General features: G+C 67.1%; 11 protein-coding genes. 8 read left to right on the forward strand and 3 right to left on the reverse strand.

Annotated elements, in window-relative coordinates:
* The first annotated feature begins 13 nt into the window (after positions 1–13).
* From ACRAQ3_RS18610 to ACRAQ3_RS18645, 8 genes are all read left to right on the forward strand, one after another.
* Positions 14–895, forward strand: a complete 882-nt coding sequence (locus ACRAQ3_RS18610; protein WP_085896480.1) for a carbohydrate ABC transporter permease — start codon at positions 14–16, stop codon at positions 893–895.
* Between the two features lie 35 nt (positions 896–930).
* Positions 931–2,478 (forward strand): extracellular solute-binding protein, encoded by a 1,548-nt coding sequence (locus tag ACRAQ3_RS18615; protein WP_432256942.1) that lies wholly within the window; start codon positions 931–933, stop codon positions 2,476–2,478.
* A 72-nt stretch (positions 2,479–2,550) separates the two neighbouring features.
* Positions 2,551–4,884, forward strand: a complete 2,334-nt coding sequence (locus ACRAQ3_RS18620) for a DUF4962 domain-containing protein (RefSeq protein ID WP_432256943.1) — start codon at positions 2,551–2,553, stop codon at positions 4,882–4,884.
* Between the two features lie 65 nt (positions 4,885–4,949).
* The gene (locus ACRAQ3_RS18625) at positions 4,950–5,696 is read left to right on the forward strand and encodes an SDR family NAD(P)-dependent oxidoreductase (RefSeq protein WP_432256944.1); all 747 of its coding nucleotides are present in this window, start codon (positions 4,950–4,952) and stop codon (positions 5,694–5,696) included.
* A gap of 165 nt (positions 5,697–5,861) precedes the next feature.
* Positions 5,862–7,382: an aldehyde dehydrogenase (NADP(+)) gene (locus ACRAQ3_RS18630; protein ID WP_432256945.1), complete on the forward strand. Its 1,521-nt coding sequence runs from the start codon at positions 5,862–5,864 to the stop codon at positions 7,380–7,382.
* A complete protein-coding gene (locus tag ACRAQ3_RS18635; protein WP_432256946.1) occupies positions 7,379–8,323 on the forward strand; it encodes a sugar kinase in 945 nt (314 codons plus the stop codon). The genes ACRAQ3_RS18630 and ACRAQ3_RS18635 overlap by 4 nt, the downstream gene beginning before the upstream one ends.
* A 73-nt stretch (positions 8,324–8,396) precedes the next feature.
* Positions 8,397–9,860 (forward strand): polysaccharide lyase family 7 protein, encoded by a 1,464-nt coding sequence (locus tag ACRAQ3_RS18640; RefSeq protein WP_432256947.1) that lies wholly within the window; start codon positions 8,397–8,399, stop codon positions 9,858–9,860.
* A 179-nt stretch (positions 9,861–10,039) separates the two neighbouring features.
* A complete protein-coding gene (locus ACRAQ3_RS18645; RefSeq protein WP_432256948.1) occupies positions 10,040–11,404 on the forward strand; it encodes an MATE family efflux transporter in 1,365 nt (454 codons plus the stop codon).
* Positions 11,405–11,431: 27 nt separating this feature from the next.
* Here ACRAQ3_RS18645 and ACRAQ3_RS18650 read toward each other — a convergent pair whose 3' ends face one another.
* The 3 genes from ACRAQ3_RS18650 to ACRAQ3_RS18660 form a co-directional block, all read right to left on the reverse strand.
* Positions 11,432–11,926 (reverse strand): GNAT family N-acetyltransferase, encoded by a 495-nt coding sequence (locus ACRAQ3_RS18650; protein WP_432256977.1) that lies wholly within the window; start codon positions 11,924–11,926, stop codon positions 11,432–11,434.
* Positions 11,927–12,074: 148 nt separating this feature from the next.
* Complete coding sequence (manD, locus tag ACRAQ3_RS18655) at positions 12,075–13,301, reverse strand: D-mannonate dehydratase ManD (protein WP_432256949.1); 1,227 nt, start codon at positions 13,299–13,301, stop codon at positions 12,075–12,077.
* Positions 13,302–13,466: 165 nt separating this feature from the next.
* Positions 13,467–14,594, reverse strand: coding sequence for a Gfo/Idh/MocA family protein (locus tag ACRAQ3_RS18660; protein WP_432256950.1), 1,128 nt, complete (start codon positions 14,592–14,594; stop codon positions 13,467–13,469).
* Between the last annotated feature and the right edge of the window lie 102 nt (positions 14,595–14,696).

The following is a 14,696-nucleotide window of genomic DNA, read 5'->3' on the forward strand; positions in this document are numbered from 1 at the left end:
GGAGGACACGCCAATGGCCAACATGAATCTCTATTCCCGCGGCGACAAATGGTTCGTCATCGCCAACATGGTGCTGGTGGGGCTGTTCACGATCTCGACGCTCTACCCGTTCATCTACATCGCCGCCGTCTCCTTCAGCTCGGGTTTCGCGGCCGCCGCCGGCACGGTGGTGCTGGCACCGGTCGAGTTCACCCTCGCCGCCTATGAGCGGGTGCTGAGCGAGCCGCAGTTCTGGAGCTCCTACGCCAACACCTTCATCTACACCTTCGGCGGCACGGCGGTGAGCCTGCTGATCATCATTCCCGGCGCCTATGCGCTGTCGCGGCCGCAGCTGATCGGGCGCAGGTTCTGGAACCTCTTCGTGGCCTTCACGATGTGGTTCAACGCCGGCCTGATCCCGTTCTTCCTGAACATGCGCGATCTGGGGCTTCTCGACAGCTATTTCGGCATCATCATCGGCTTCGCGCTCAATGCCTTCAACATCATCCTGCTGCGCAACTTCTTCGAATCCATCCCGTCGTCGTTCGAGGAGGCGGCGCGGATGGACGGCGCCAACGAGTTCCAGGTGCTGTGGAAGGTCTATGTGCCGCTGTCGAAACCGGCGATCGCCACGATCACCCTGTTCTGCATCGTGGCGCGCTGGAACGGCTTCTTCTGGGCGATGGTGCTGCTGCAGAGCGAGGACAAGATCCCGCTGCAGGTCTATCTGCGCCAGCTGATCGCCGAGCTGTCCGACGACGAGGAGTTCACCAGCACCCTGATCGATGCGGCCTATTCGGTCGAAACGGTCACCGCGGCGATCATCGTCTGCTCCATCATTCCGGTCCTGCTGATCTACCCGTGGGTCCAGAAGTACTTCAACAAGGGCATCCTGCTGGGAGGCGTGAAGGAATGACCCGCGAGAACGACACGCGATTTGGGAGGGAAACCATGCGTAAAACAACACTGTCCGCCGCGTTCCTGGCTACCACCATGCTGGCGCAGCCCGGCTTCGCCGATGAGCATCTCAGGATCGTCGAGGAGCCGCTCGAGCTGACCATCCATTTCCACTGGCCACGCAATCAGGGCTACGAGGAGAATTACCCGGTCGAGCAGGCGGCGCGCGAGATGACCGGCATCCACCTCGTGGACGCCACCGCCGGGCGCAACACCCCCGACCACAACGAGGCGATGAACCTGCTGCTGGCGCAGGGCGACCTGCCCGACATCGTCGGCGGCAACCGGATCAAGGACCCGGTCAACCAGTACGGCCCCCAGGGCGCCTTCCTGCCGCTGGACGAGCTGATCGAGGAGCACGCGCCTAACATCAAGGCGCTGCTCGACGAGAGGCCCGAACTGCGCGACGCCATGGCCTCGTCGGACGGCAAGATCTACTACGTGCCCTACCTGCCCGACGGCAAGTTCGGCCGCGCCTGGTACATCCGTCAGGACTGGCTCGACGCGCTGGGGCTGGAGCGGCCCGACAATGTCGAGGAGCTCTACCAGGTGCTGGTGGCGTTCCGCGACCAGGACCCCAACGGCAACGGCAAGAAGGACGAGATCCCGATCTTCGAGCGCCAGTGGGAGGAGCTGATCCGCTTCGTGACCCTGTGGGACGGCCGCTCATCGGGTTCGGACACCTATCACGACTTCTACGTCGACAATGGCGAGGTCAAGCATCCCTACGCCACCGAGGGCTACCGCGAGGGCATCAAGAACCTCGCCAAGTGGTATGCCGAGGGGCTGATCGACCCCGAGATCTTCACCCGCGGCTCCAGCGCCCGCGAATACCTGCTGTCGGAGAATCTCGGCGGCCTGACCCATGACTGGTTCGCCTCGACCTCCGGCTACAACGCCGCCCTCGCCGAGAAGGTGCCGGGCTTCAACTTCGCGCCGATGCTGCCGCCCGAGAGCGTCAGCGGTCAGCGCATCGAGGAGCACCGCCGCACCCCGCTCAAGCCCGACGGCTGGGCGATCAGCTATGCCAACGAGCATCCAGTCGAGACGATCAAGTATTTCGACTTCTGGTTCACCGAGGAAGGCCGGCGGCTGTCGAATTTCGGCGTCGAGGGCGTGCATTACGAGATGGTCGATGGCGAGCCGGTCTACACCGAGGAGGTGCTGACCAGCGACCAGCCGGTTAACAGCCAGATGTGGGAGATCGGCGCGCAGATCCCGCGCGGTTACTACATGGACTACGCCTATGAATGGCAGTGGACTTCCGACGACGCGCGCGAGGGCATCGAGCTCTACGAGCAGAACGACCTGCTGATCGACCAATTCCTCGGTGTCTCCTTCAACGAGGAGGAGCAGGCGGTCTACGACAAGTACTGGCCCTCGATCCTCACCTACATGCTGGAGCGTCAGCAGGCCTGGATCCTCGGCACCGGCGACGTCGAAGCCGATTGGGACGAGTACATGGCCCAGCTCGACAAGCGCGGTCTGAGCGACGTGCTGGAGGTGATGAACTCCGCCTACGAGCGCCAGTACGAAAGCTGACGCCCCGGTTCCGGGGGGCGATCACGACCCCCCGGAACCCCCGATCTCCCATTCGACCAAGGATGCAAGCGCATGGCCACCATGACCGCCGAACCCCAGACCGCCTATCTCGACGAACCCGCCGCCGGCCGGCTCAACATCCGCTACGCCCCCGAAGAGGGCACCGAGATCGCCGAGAACCCGCCGCGCTTCACCTGGCTGCCGGTGGTCGACGAGGCGGCGCGCTACGTGCTGCGCGTTTCGACCGACCCGGATTACGCCGACGACGCGACCCGGCTCTTCACCGACCTGCCGCTCAACTTCCTGACGCCCGACGCGGCGCTGCCGCCGGGCCGCTGGCATTGGTCCTACGCGGTCTGGGACACGGACGCCAAGCGTCCGGCCACCCGCTGGAGCAGGTCCCGCGCCTTCGATCTGCCCGAGGCGCTGCCCGAGACGCCGCTGCCCAACCGCGCCGAGCGCTATGCCCGCGCCGACATGGCGCATCCGCGGCTGTGGCTCGGCCCCGAAGAGCTCGCGGCATTCCGCGAGGCGGTCGCGGCCGACCCGCAGCATTGCAACTGGCAGAACTTCTTCGACAAGTCGGTCAAGCCATGGCTCGACCGCGAGATCATGGCCGAACCCGCGCCATATCCGAACAACACCCGCACCGCGCCGATCTGGCGTCAGACCTATATCGACTGCCAAGAGCTGATCTACGCGATCCGCCATCTCGCCGTCGCGGGCAAGGTGCTGGGCGACGAGGCCATGCTCGCCCGCTCGAAGGAATGGCTGCTCTCGGCTGCCGACTGGGATCCGGCGGGCACCACCTCGCGCGGCTATACCGACGAATGGGCCTTCCGCGTCGCCGTGGCGCTGGCATGGGGCTATGACTGGCTGCGCGACGTGCTCGACGAGGACGAGGAGGCGCGCGTCCGCCAGGCGCTCCTGGTGCGGACCCGCGAGGTGGCCGATCACGTGATCCGCCATGCGCATATCCACCTCTTCCCCTATGACAGCCACGCGGTGCGCTCGGTCTCGGCGGTGCTCGTGCCCGCCTGCATCGCGCTTCTCGACGAAGAGCCCGAGGCGCGCGAGTGGCTCGACTACTCGATCGAGTTCCTCTGGACCGTCTACTCGCCATGGGGCGACAGCGATGGCGGCTGGGCCGAGGGGCCGCATTACTGGATGACCGGCATGGCCTATCTCACCGAGGCGGCCAACCTGCTGAAATCCTTCACGGGACTGAACCTCTACGAGCGGCCGTTCTTCCAGAAGACCGGGGATTTCCCGCTCTATACAAAGGCGCCCGACACCCGCCGTGCCACCTTCGGCGACGACAGCACCATGGGCGATCTGCCCTGCCTGAAGATCGGCTACAATTTGCGCCAATATGCGGGCGTCACCGGCAACCCCGCCTACCAGTGGTATTTCGACGAGATCTGCCGCAACGATCCGGGTACCGAGGGCGCGTTCTACAATTACGGCTGGTGGGACCTGAACTTCGACGACCTGATGTATCGCCATGATTGGCCGCAGGTCGAGGGCGCGGCGCCGGGCGCCGAGGACCGGCTACGCTGGTTTAAGGGGATCGGCTGGGCCGCCATCCAGAGCCATATGGGTGATCCGGACCGACACCTGCAATTCGTGATGAAGGCCTCGCCCTTCGGCTCGATCAGCCACAGCCATGGGGACCAGAACGCGTTCTGCCTCTCGGCCTTCGGAGAGGATCTGGCGATCCAGTCGGGGCACTACGTCGCCTTCAACTCGACCATGCATCAGGGCTGGCGCCGTCAGACCCGGTCGAAGAACGCGATTCTGGTCAACGGCAAGGGGCAATACGCGGACAAGGACAAGGCGCGCGCCATGGCGGCGACCGGCCGGATCCTCGCGGCCGAGGATCGCGGCGAGGAGATCTACATCCATGGCGACGCGACCGAGGCCTACCGCTCGCTGAGCCCAGAGGTGACCCATGTCAGCCGTGAAGTGCATTTCGTCCATGACGACTACTTCGTCATCGTCGACAGCATCGACGCCGAGAGCCCGGTCTCGATCGACTGGCTGCTGCACGCCAACGGTCCCTATGATCTGGGGCAGGCCTCGTTCCGCTACACCGGCCGCAAGGCGGGGTTCTACGGGCAGGTCGTCTGGTCCGAGGCGGGGATGCCGCGGCTGAGCCAGGAAACCGGCTTTCCGGGCGTCGACCCGCAGGAATACGAGGGGCTGCCGGTCAGCACCTGCCTCACGGCGCGGTTCCCGGAGGCGACGCGGCACCGGATCGCGACGCTGCTCGTGCCCTATCGGCTCGACGCGCCGAAGCGGATTTTCCACTTCCTCGACGATCAGGGCTACGATTGCGACCTCTACTTCACCGACGCCGAGGAACGCACCTTCAAGCGGGTGATCAAGAAGCTCGCGCGCACCTGACGTCTCTGCCGCCCGGGCCGAGCCCCCGGGTGACGCAATCCACCTCAATTCGAAGGACCGAACACATGGAACTCAAGGGCAAGACCGCGATCGTATCTGGCGGCGGGCGCGACATCGGCCGCGCCTGCGCCATCCGCCTCGCCAAGGCGGGCGCCAATGTCGCGATCAACTACTACAAGAGCGGCGCGGGCGCCGAGGCGGCCGTGCGCGAAATCGAGGAGATGGGCGGCCGCGCCTTCGCCATGCAGGGCGACATGACTGACCCCGCGCAGGTCAAGGCCTTCGTCGCCGCGGCGGCGGAGACCTTCGGCACGATCCACGTGGTGATGCCCGTGACCGGCGGGCTGATCGCCCGCAAGACCATCCCCGAGATCACGCTCGAGCACTGGCAGGCGGTGATGGATGTCAACGTCACCTCGGCGCTGTTGCTGGTGCAGGCGGCGCTGCCGCACATGACCGAGGGCGGCGCGATCGTGAACATGGCCTCTCAAGCGGGCCGCGACGGCGCCGGCGGCGGCGCGCTGGCCTATGGCGCGGCCAAGGGCGCGATCATGACCATGACCCGCGGCATGGCCAAGGAGCTGGCCCCGGCGATCCGCGTCAACGCGCTCTGCCCCGGCCTGATCGACACCGATTTCCACAACATCTTCACCAAGCCCGAGGTGCGCAAGATGGTGGCGGGCAACACGCCGCTGAAGCGCGAGGGCACCTCCGAGGAGGTGGCCGAGTTGGCGGTGTTCCTGGCCTCGCCGGCGGCGTCCTTCATCACCGGCGCCAATGTCGACATCAACGGCGGCCTGGTCTTCTCCTGATCCTCCCCCGGGGCCGCCCTGCGCGGCGGCCCCGTCAATTCCCCGCGGGCTCCGAGCGCCGCCCTCTCGCGGGGCGCGGCCCGCTCGCCCGCAGATTTCATCCCCATTCGCCCGCCTGACGCGGGCGGGCTGGCCCGCCGCGACGACATCCGAAAGGAGCTTTCCATGCTCAAGACCAAGCACCTGATCGCCGGAGAATGGCTCGACGGCAGCACGACCTTCGAGAACCAGCCGATCCACGGCACGCCGGAGACGTTCCAGGCGGGCAACCCCGAGCTGGTCGAGCGGGCCTGCGCGGCGGCGGAAGCGGCCTTCGACAGCTATTCGGCCACCAGCGGTGCGCAGCGCGCCGCCTTTTTGCGCCGTATCGGCCGGGAGATCGAGGCGCGCGGGTCCGAGATCACCGAGATCGGCATGCGCGAGACCGGCCTGCCGGAGGCCCGGCTGAACGGTGAGCGTGGCCGCACCGTGGCCCAGCTCAACCTCTTTGCCGACCATGTCGAGGCGGGCAAGCATCTCGACCTGCGCCACGACAAGGCGCTGCCCGAGCGCCAGCCGCTGCCGCGCCCCGAACTGCGGATGATGCAGCGCCCGATCGGCCCGGTGGCGGTGTTCGGCGCCTCGAACTTCCCGCTCGCCTTCTCGAGCGCGGGCGGCGACACGGCGGCGGCGCTGGCGGCGGGCTGCCCCGTGGTGGTCAAGGGCCACTCGGCCCATCCCGGCGTGGCCGACATCGTGGCGCAGGCGGTCGATGCGGCGCGGCAGGCCGAGGGGCTGCACCCGGGCGTGTTCGGCCAGATCCAGGGCGGCAACCGCGCCGTGGGCGAGGCGCTGGTGCGGCATCCGCTGATCCGGGCCGTGGGCTTCACCGGCTCTCTCGCCGGTGGCCGCGCCCTGTTCGACCTCTGCGCGCAGCGGCCCGACCCGATCCCGTTCTTCGGTGAACTGGGTTCGATCAACCCGGTCTTCGTGCTGCCGCGCGCGCTGGCCGCGCGGGGCGGAGAGATCGCCACCGGCTGGGCCGCGTCGCTGCTGATGGGGGCGGGACAGTTCTGCACCAATCCCGGCGTCGTGGTGCTGCCCGCGGGCGACCGGGCCGAAAGCTTCGTCGATGCGGCGCAGGCGGCGCTGAACGAAGCGCCCGACCAGCCGATGCTGACGCCGGGCATCGCCGGCGCCTACCGCGCGGCGCGCGAGGCGCTGGCGGCCAATGGCCGGGCCGAGACGCGGCTCGCGCGCGAGAGCGACGCCCGCCACGCCGCGCCCGCGCTCTTCGTGACCCGCGCCAGCGACTGGCTCGCGGACACGTCGCTGCACGAGGAGGCTTTCGGCCCGCTCGGTGTCGTGGTTCTGGCCCGGAACGTCGGCGAGATGCGCGCCGTGGCGCAGGGGTTGGAGGGACAGCTTACCGCGACGCTGCAGATCGAGGAGAGCGATGCGAAGGATGCCGCGCCGCTCCTGCGCCTGCTCGAACGCAAGGCGGGCCGGGTGCTGGCCAACGGCTTCCCGACCGGGGTCGAGGTCTGCGACGCCATGGTGCATGGCGGGCCATACCCCGCCTCGACCAATTTCGGGGCCACCTCGGTCGGCACGCTCTCGATCCGTCGTTTCCTGCGCCCGGTCTGCTTCCAGAACATCCCCGAGACACTTCTGCCCGCCGAGATGCGCGGAGGCGTCCTGTCGTGACGTCTCCCCTCATCCTCTTCGTCGGGGAGCCGATGATCGAGCTGTCGGTACCGCAAGCGCAGGAGACCGCCCGGCTCGGCGTGGCGGGCGACGTGCTCAACGCCGCGATCTACATGCGGCGCGCCCTGCGCGGCGCGGCACGGGTCGAGTTGGTGACGGCGCTGGGACGCGACCGGTTCTCGGACCGGATCATGAGCTTCGCCAAGGCGCATGGCGTCGGTGTCGCGCGCATTCACCTCGACCCCGATCGCGGCCCCGGCCTCTACGCGATCGAGACCGATGCCGAGGGCGAGCGCAGCTTTGCCTATTGGCGTGATGCCTCGGCGGCGCGGCGGATGTTCGGCCCCGACGCGGCCCCCAATTTCGCCGCGCTCGACGGGGCGAGCCACGTGTTCCTTTCGGCCATCACTCTGGCGATCCTGTCGGCGTCGGTGCGTGCGGCGCTGCTCGACCGGCTGGCGTCGCTGCGGCGGGCGGGCGTCGCGATCTGCTTCGACAGCAATTACCGCCCGCGCCTGTGGGAGAGCGTGGCGGCCGCGCGCGCGGCGATCGACCGGGCCTGGGCCGTCACCGATATCGGCTTTCCATCGATCGACGACGAGATGGCGCTGTTCGGTGAGAGCGAGGCGGAGGCAACGCGTCGGCTCAAGGGCTATGGCATGTCGCTTTGTGTCCTGAAACGCGGCGGGGCGGGGCCACGGCTTCTGGTGCCGGACCCGGGCGGACGCGAGCCGGTCTTCGCGCGGGCGGAGCGGGTCGTCGATACCACCGGCGCGGGCGACAGCTTCGACGGCACATTTCTCGCGGCCTGGGTCGAGGGGCAGGGTGTCGACGAGGCGCTGCGCCGCGCCCACGAGATGGCGGCGCGGGTCGTTGCCGCGCCCGGCGCCATCTTGCCCGCCACCACAAGCGAGGAGGCTGCGGCGGCACGCGCGTCCTGACGGCATCGACCAGTCCATTTTCCAGTTTCCCGGCGCGCATGCGCCTTTTGACCGCTCGGGGAGGAGCGACAAAATGAACACCACCATAGTATTGCGCAGCGGAGTCACGCTGCTTCTGGCCGGCGCGCTCTGGCCCGTCACCCAAGCCGCGGCACAGGCGCCCGAGACCTGCGCCGACATTTCGCCGCTGGCCATCGTCTCGGCCAGCGATGACGGCAGCTTCGACGCCGAATACGGGCCCGAACGGGTCTTCGACAATGATTTCGCCCCGGACTCGCGCTGGTCGTCAGAAGGGGCGGGCAAGCAGCTCACCCTCGATCTGGGCGAGGCGCAGGCGCTGCGCGAGGTCGGGCTCGCCTTTTACAAGGGCGACGAGCGGCGCACCAGTTTCGACCTGGAGGCCTCCGAGGATGGCGAAAGCTGGACCTCGCTGATCTCGGGCGGCCAGAGCGCCGGGCAGAGCACCGCGATCGAGCGGTTCGAAGTGCCGGCGACCCCGGCGCGCTACCTGCGGCTCACGGGGCAGGGCAACGAGGCCAGCGGCTGGAACAGCCTGATCGAGGTGCAGGCCTATGGCTGCGGCTCGGGCGAGGTCGCGGATCTGAACGACGGCAGCGACACGGCGCGGGTGGCCAACATGAGCAAGACCGGGCTGGACCTGCGCATCGACCTGCCCCCCAGCGGGAATTTCGATCTGGCCGGCTGGAAGCTGACGCTGCCCGCCGATCTCGACCAGGACGGCAAGGTCGACGAGATCTCCGAGAACGAGTTGCAGGGCTGGTCCGACGACCGGTTCTTCTACACCGACCCGGTCACTGGTGGCATGGTATTCCGCACCGTGCCGGGCGGCTTCACCACCTCCGGCTCGAGCTATGCCCGCTCCGAACTGCGCGAGATGATCCGTCGTGGCGACGAGAGCATCTCCACCCGCAACGACGATGGCACGCCTAACGCCAACAACTGGGTCTTCTCTTCGGCCCCCGAAGAGGCGCAGGCGATGGCGGGCGGCGTCGACGGCGTGATGCGTGCGACGCTGGCGGTGAACCAGGTCACCCGGATCGGCGAGGCGGGCAAGGTCGGGCGCGTCATCATCGGCCAGATCCACGCCAAGGACGACGAGCCGATCCGGCTCTATTACCGCAAGCTCCCCGGCAACAAGTTCGGCTCGATCTATTTCGCGCATGAGGCGGTGGGCGAGGACGACGTCTATGTCGAGATGATCGGCAGCCGCGGCAATCATGCCGAGAACCCCGATGATGGCATCGCGCTCGACGAGACCTTCGCCTACGAGATCGCGGTGCGCGGCGAGGAACGCGATGGCGTGGTGCACCCGATGCTGCATGTCGCGATCACCCGCGACGACGGCAGCCGGGTCGAGGCCGAGCCCTACGACATGAGCGAGAGCGGCTACTCGGTCGCGGACGACTTCATGTATTTCAAGGCGGGCGCCTATTCGCAGAACAACACCAGCGATCGGCCGGAACGCGATTTCGACCAGGTGACATTCTTCGAACTGGATGTGGAGCACGGCTCCTGACATCGCAGATCGATGGCGGCGGCCGGGGGTATTCCCCGGCCGTCCGCATGCACGACCTTGCAGGTCGGAGCGGGCCCCAGGGGCCCTTGTCGTCGCTTGCGGCGCGCGCGTCGCGCCGGGTTTCGATTTTCGAGCGCAGGTCCCAAGGGGGGCCGCGCCAATCGGTTTGATGGAACATGATGTCTGACACTGCCACCCGCCGCGCGACGCCCTCGAACCGCACCGTTTTCGACGTCGCATGGCCGCTGACCTTCAAGGCGATGATGGTCAACGGCATCGTGCTGATCGACGCCTATCTCGTCTCGGGGCTGGGCGAGCCGGCGCTGGCCGCGATGGGTCTCGCCTCGGCCTTCGGCACGCTGCTGGTCGGCACGCTCTTCGCTTTCTCCACCGCCACCCAGATCCGGTTGGCCCAGGCGGTCGGTTCGGGTCGGCCGGTGGCGCTCAAGACCGGCTTCTATGCCGGGCTGATCACCAACCTCGCCGTCGCCATGATCGGCACCGTCTTCGTTGCGGCCTTCGGCGGGCTGGTCCTCGACCGCATCGCGCATACGCCCTGGATCGCGGAGCAGGCGAGGGCATATCTCAACATCTTTCTCCTGGTGGTGCTCTGCGAGGCGGTGGCGCAATGCGTGGGCAGCTTCTTCAACGGCAGCGGCCGCACCATCATCCCGCTCAAGAGCTATGTTTTCGCGATTCCGATCAACGTGGCGACAAGCTACCTGCTGATCCACGGGGCCGCGGGGCTGCCGGGGCTCGGCGTCACAGGTGCCGCGATCGGCAGCGCACTCGGGGCTCTGGCCCGCACGCTCTACCTCGCCCGCGCCTTTCACTGCGAAACCGGCAGCTATCGAAGCGAGCCGGGCTGGCTCAACGGCACGCTGTGGCAGTCGCTGGGGCGGCATCTCAACTTCTCGATGCCGATCGCCGGTACCTTCGTCAGCAACGCGGTCGCGAACTATGCCGCGATGCTGCTCTTCGCCAAGATGAGCGTGAACCAGTTCGCCGCGATCACGCTGATCCTGCCATGGGTGCAGGCGGCGGGAACATTCGGCATCGCCTGGGCGCAATCGACGGGCATCATCGTGGCGCAGCTTCTGGGCAGCAACCGCAGCGGCGATGAGCTGGATCGCTTCCTGGTCCGCGCCTGGCGCATGGCCTTCGTTGCGGCCGGGCTGGTTTCGACCACCTATCTCTTCATCTGCCTCGGATCGGGCTGGATCTATGGCAATCTCGAACAGGAAACCACCGCGGCGCTGCTGAGCTTCCTGCCGGTGCTGTTGCTTCTGCCCTTTCCCAAGGGGTCGAACGCCATCTGCGGCCAGACGCTTCGGGCCGGGGGCGACACGCTCTACGTGATGAACATCTTCGTCGCGGCGCAATGGCTGGTGCGGATTCCGCTGACCGCGCTCTTCGTGCTGCATCTCGACCTGTCGGTGACCTGGGTCTTCGCGCTGTTCCTGATCGAGGAGCTGGTCAAGTTCCCGCTTTTCCACCTGCGGCTCTACAAGGGCGAATGGAAGCGCGGCCTCGCCGCGGAGTGAGGTCTGCGTCCAACCGTCGGGGTGGGCTTAATCCTGCAGGCCGTCGCTGAATCTCACCTCGCCTTCGGGCCGGTCGCTTCCGAAGGCGAGCCGTTGGACATGCCTCGTCGGAATATCCTTGTAGGTGAGAGCACCGTCGCTGACGAAGCCGAACCGTCCGTAGAAGGCAGGGTCGCCGATCAGCACGCACCCTTTCGCTCCGTGCGCGCCGAGCCGCGTCAGACCGGCCTGCATCAGAGCCGAGCCGATCCCCACGCCTTGCCGGGCGGGCAGGACGGAGACCGGGCCCACTCCGAACCAGCCTTCGCGCGTCTTGCCGATCGCGGCTGGCGAGAACGCGACATGGCCCAAAATCTCTTCTCCTTCGAGCGCGACCAGCGAAAGGGCGAGGTCGCCGTCCCGCCGCAGCCTGTCCAGCGCGTCCGCCTCCGTGCCGTCGCTGAAGCGCATCGGCTCGAAGGCGGCGGTCGTCAGCCGGCGGATCGCATCCACGTCGGCCGGGGTTTCCGAACGAATGATCATGGCCATGGATGAGGCCCGAAACGGATAGCCGTGGCAAGGCACTCGCCATTCAGGACGGGTTTGGCCTGACAGCAGGGCCGGGCGCGATAAGTCCCCGGACGCCCGGCCGTAAGCGGGGCAGGGAAGCTCGCCCCGCCCGGGATGCGCCTCAGTAGTTCCACATCGTGCCGTCCTCGAGCCGCACGACGGGGTGGCTGCCGGGCCTGTATTCGTAGCGCGCGGCCTCCGTCTCGTCGAAATCGACGCCGAGACCGGGTGCGTCGCTGACGAAGACCATGCCGTTCTCCATCCGGTGCTCGGACGGAAACAGCGCGTCGCATTCCGGCGTGCCCAGAACGAGGTATTCCTGAATCCCGAAATTGGGCGCCCATGCGTTGAGATGCGCATGCGCCGCCATGCAGATCGGCGAATGGCTCGGCGCCCCGTGAAAGCCGGTGCGCACATGGTGCAACCCGGCGAGATCGACGATCCGCTTCACATGGGTGATGCCGCCGGCATAGGTGACGGCGACGCGGATGAAGTCGATCATCTCCCTCTCGATCAGCTTGTTGCAATCCCAGATCGAGTTGAACACCTCGCCTATGGCCACCGGCACGGTGGAGTGCTGCCGCAGCAGCCTGAGCGCGTCCTGATCGTCGGCGGGGGTCGGGTCCTCGAGCCAGAACAGCCGCGCCGGCTCGACCTCCTTGGCGAAGGCCGCCGCCTCGCGCGGGGTGAGCCGGTGGTGCACGTCGTGCAGGATCTTCAGCTCGGGGCCGAACCGCTCTCGGATCCGCATCAGCGCCTCGGGCATGAAGCGCAGGTACTTGTCGCTGTCCCAGATTTCGAGCTTGGGCCGGATGCCGCTGTAATCGGTGATGTAGTTCTTCACGTCACCCTTCGTCTCGGGCACCGCGTAGCTCGCCGTCGGCATGCCGGGGATGCCGCATTGCACGCGAACCGCCTTGTAGCCCGCCTCGACGTAATGGGCGATCGAGTCCATCAGGTCCTCGAGATCGGCGCCTGTGGCGTGGGCGTACACCAGCGCGCCATCGCGGCTCTTGCCACCGAAGAGCTGGTAGAGCGGCATGTTGGCGAGCTTGCCCTTGATGTCCCAAAGCGCCATGTCGATGGCGCCATAGGCCGCCATGGCGATGGGGCCGCGCCGGAAATAGGCGCCACGATAGAGGAATTGCCAGATGTCCTCGCTTCGGCGCGGGTCCATCCCGATCAGGTTCGGGATCAGGTAGTCCTGCAGGTATTTCGCGGGCAGGGTCTCGCGGTTGTTGAGTGTCGCATCGCCCAGGCCATAGACGCCCTGATCGGTCATGATCTTGAGCGTGACGTAGTTCTTAGCCGGGCCGCCGACGAACAGCTTGGCATCGGTGATCTTCATGGGGTCGGGTCTCCCTCGAAGCGGGCGGTGATCGCCGCTCCCGCAGGAGCGCGGACCCCGCCTGCCGGCCCTTCGGGCCGTTCATGGATGATTGAGAGCCGGGCCGGCGCGGCCCGGCGGCTTGTCGTGGCGCATCCTCGGGAATGCGCGTGGATCGAACCGTTTTCAGGCGAGACCGGTCACATCCGTCCAGTTGTCGTTCCTGCGGATCAGGTCGATGATCTGCTGGTACTGACTGCCCTCCCTGAAGGTCGGGTAGGGCTCGACCGTCTCGCCGCGAACGTCGCGCACGAACTCGCGGGCAAGATGGTGCCAGCACTGCTCGGTCTCGCCGCGCACATCCGGCACGGAAGCGGCGATGTCGCAGGGCAGCGGCAATTCCCGCCAGGCCTTGTTCTCATGCAGATACAGCTGACCGCTGCCGTAATGGCCCTTGGCGTAGATCGCCCCCTTGGTGCCGTAGAAGACGATATGATCCTCGTGGAAGCGCGGCACCAGCCCGCCATGCTTGAACAGCACCGAGACCGGGGTGTCGGCGAAACGGCTCTCCAGCCGCGCCATTACCGTATAGGACCACTCGACATCGCTCTCGCCCCACTCAAGCGAGGGGTCGTCGAGGTTCTGGGGGATGAAGTCGCGCCGAGTGGCGAAGTTGTGCACCCCTTCGACGATCGGCGCGCGGCCCAGATCGTCCCGCACCTCGCCCGCGATCGACAGGATCCTGTTACCCAGCACCGAGGTCACGATCGACAGCGTGTGGGTGAAGTTGTTGTTGAGGCGTCCGCCGCCTTCCTCCTTGCGGTGCGACCAGCCGAAGGGGATCTCGCGTTCGAGGTTGAAATGCGAAATGCATTCGACCTCGGTAGGCGCGCCGATCGCGCCTTCGGCCACGAGCCGCTTGGCATGCAGGATGCTCGGGGCGTAGCGAAAGCTCGCGGCATAGGCCGTCTTGACCCCCTTCCGCCGCGCCAGCTCGTAAAGCTCGGCCGCCGTGTCACCCTCCGCCGTCATCGGCTTGTCGCAGAACACGTGGCAGCCGAACGCGATCGCCTGCTTGATCGGTTCGTAATGGGCGCCGCCGGGGGTCGCGATGGAGACGATGTCGGGACGGCAGGTCTCGAGTGCCTCCTGCCAGTCGGTCCCAGAATAGGGGATATCCATGTTCCGGGCGACCTCGTCTACGACGCACGGGGTGCGGCCGACGATCCCCACGACGTCGGCCCCGGCGCCCCGGAATGCCTCGGCGTGACCCTGACCGGCGAAACCGGTCCCGTAAATCAAGACTCTAGTCATGTTATCCTACTTTTGGCCTAACGGCGATTTAGGGAGTTTCTGGGTGCCAGACGCGCTCGCGCCGGATCGGTCGGTGCGCCGGCCGGGCAGAGGCATGCCGCG

Source organism: Limimaricola sp. AA108-03, assembly GCF_050847355.1.
Taxonomy (GTDB): Bacteria; Pseudomonadota; Alphaproteobacteria; order Rhodobacterales; family Rhodobacteraceae; genus Limimaricola.